Origin of the sequence: Streptomyces sp. NPDC007162 (assembly GCF_040634175.1) — a bacterium.
Lineage (GTDB): Bacteria > Actinomycetota > Actinomycetes > Streptomycetales > Streptomycetaceae > Streptomyces.
In genome coordinates this window covers 1-1,598 of sequence record NZ_JBEYFC010000966.1, presented here as the reverse complement: position 1 = coordinate 1,598, position 1,598 = coordinate 1, and the positions used below count along the sequence as shown (strand labels likewise).

General features: G+C 71.6%; 3 protein-coding genes. 1 reads left to right on the top strand and 2 read right to left on the bottom strand.

Translation table 11 applies throughout. The annotated features are described in order from the left end of the window. Positions 1–592 (bottom strand): PAS domain-containing protein (locus ABZ646_RS46315; RefSeq protein WP_360533733.1); only part of this gene is annotated, 592 nt, incomplete at its 3' end. A 347-nt stretch (positions 593–939) separates the two neighbouring features. On the opposite strand from ABZ646_RS46315, the gene ABZ646_RS46310 reads away from it, so the two are divergent. Continuing rightward, positions 940–1,353, top strand: coding sequence for an SsgA family sporulation/cell division regulator (locus ABZ646_RS46310; RefSeq protein WP_360533730.1), 414 nt, complete (start codon positions 940–942; stop codon positions 1,351–1,353). 19 nt (positions 1,354–1,372) lie between these two features. On the opposite strand, the gene ABZ646_RS46305 is transcribed toward ABZ646_RS46310, so the two are convergent. Continuing rightward, a partial coding sequence (locus ABZ646_RS46305) for a Gfo/Idh/MocA family oxidoreductase (protein ID WP_360533727.1) occupies positions 1,373–1,598 on the bottom strand: 226 nt, incomplete at its 5' end.

Genomic DNA, 1,598 nt, shown 5'->3' with positions numbered 1-1,598 from the left:
GTTCGTCGCCGCGCCGCAGCACCGTCGCGGGCTCGCCCATCATGTGGACGGTCCGTACGCCTCCGTCGGGGCGTACGACACGGAACTCGCCGTCGATCGGCTTGGCGTCGACCAGGCAGCCGGTGACCATCGTGGTCAGCCGGGGCCGGTCCTCGTCCAGTACCAGCGAGGGCAGTTCGTCGAGGGTGAGGGCAGCCGCCGCGGGGTCGCGGCCGAGGATCCGGTAGAGCTCGGCGGACCAACTCGCCTCGTCCGTGAGGAGGTTCCACTCCGCACTGCCGACGCGGCTGAGCAGCGAGCCGGAGCCGGACGGGGAGGACGGCACGGCGGCCGGGTCCGGCTCGGCCGACAGCGGCGCCGGTCCGTCCCGCAGCTGGGCGAGGTGCTCGTCGAGGTCGTTGAGCTGATGCAACGCCAGGTCGTACAGCGCCCGCTGCCACCGCTCCTCGGGGTCCGTCCCGTCGCTCCGGGTGTCCCGCCGTACGGCGTCCACGTCACCCTTGAGTCGCCGCGTCTGCGATATCAACGCCTCGACCGAGCCGCGCCCGGGCGGCTGGGCGGCGGGGCGGTCCGCGGAGACATGGGACGGCATGACGCACTCCGATGCGGGGACGGCGGGGCCAGGACGGGCGGGGGACCGGTTACGACTGTTGCACAGCCTGCGACGCCCTGTAAGGGATTTGGCAACACACGATACGGTGGTGCTTCTGGCATATGCCAGAGTCTTCACGGGCAGGTCGGACCCCCTGGAAGACGTACGCGCGGGGGGCGGCAAGTCGTAGGCCGACTACGTGACTTGACTTATTTTCAAGGGCGTTCGTGTCGCGCTCGGGCGGTTGTTCGACGTGCTTGTGTCCACAGTGTCGCGGTCTCGGCCAACCGCGGCAACTCTGGCCGGAATTGACGTCCCGCGAAGGGCCTCCGCGGAGTCCTACAGGCATGGACATCACTTTCGAGCAACCCGCCCGCGCCCGGCTGATCACCGCCGAGGACCAGGAGATCCCGGTGCCCGCCACGCTCCGGTACACCTCCGGTGACCCGCTGGCCGTGTTCGTCGATTTCCCGGCCGAGGTCACGCTCGGCGGACAGGAGGTGACGTGGACCTTCGCCCGCTCGCTCCTCGACCAGGGGCTCGGGGCCCCCGCCGGGCGGGGGGACGTGCACATCTGGCCCTGCGGCCCGGGTCGTACGGCCGTCGAGTTCCACTCGCCGCACGGCCTCGCCCTGCTCCAGTTCGACACCCAGGCGCTGTTCCGCTTCCTGCAGCGCACCCACGAGGTGGTGGCCCCGGGGGAGGAGGACGTCGCGGCGGTCGTGGAGGAGGGCCTGAGCGCGCTGTTCGGGGGCGTGTGAGGGGCACTGCGGTGGCACGTCAGCGGTCGTCGTCGCGCGCGTACAGGCCCGGGCGCCGGGCGAGTTCGACGGTCGTACGGCGGCCGGTCTCCAGCGCCCTGACTCCTGCCTCGGCGACGACGGAGGAGGCGTATCCGTCCCAGGCGCCCGGTCCGGTGACCCGGCCCTGCCGGGTGGCGTCCACCCAGGACTGCACCTCGCGGTCGTAGGCGTCGGCGAACCGCACCAGATAGTCCTGGGCGACC

Bases quoted from the DNA above. Each gene is read 5' to 3' on its own strand.
- ABZ646_RS46310 (WP_360533730.1), top strand. From the start codon at position 940: ATGGACATCACTTTCGAGCAACCCGCCCGCGCCCGGCTGATCACCGCC.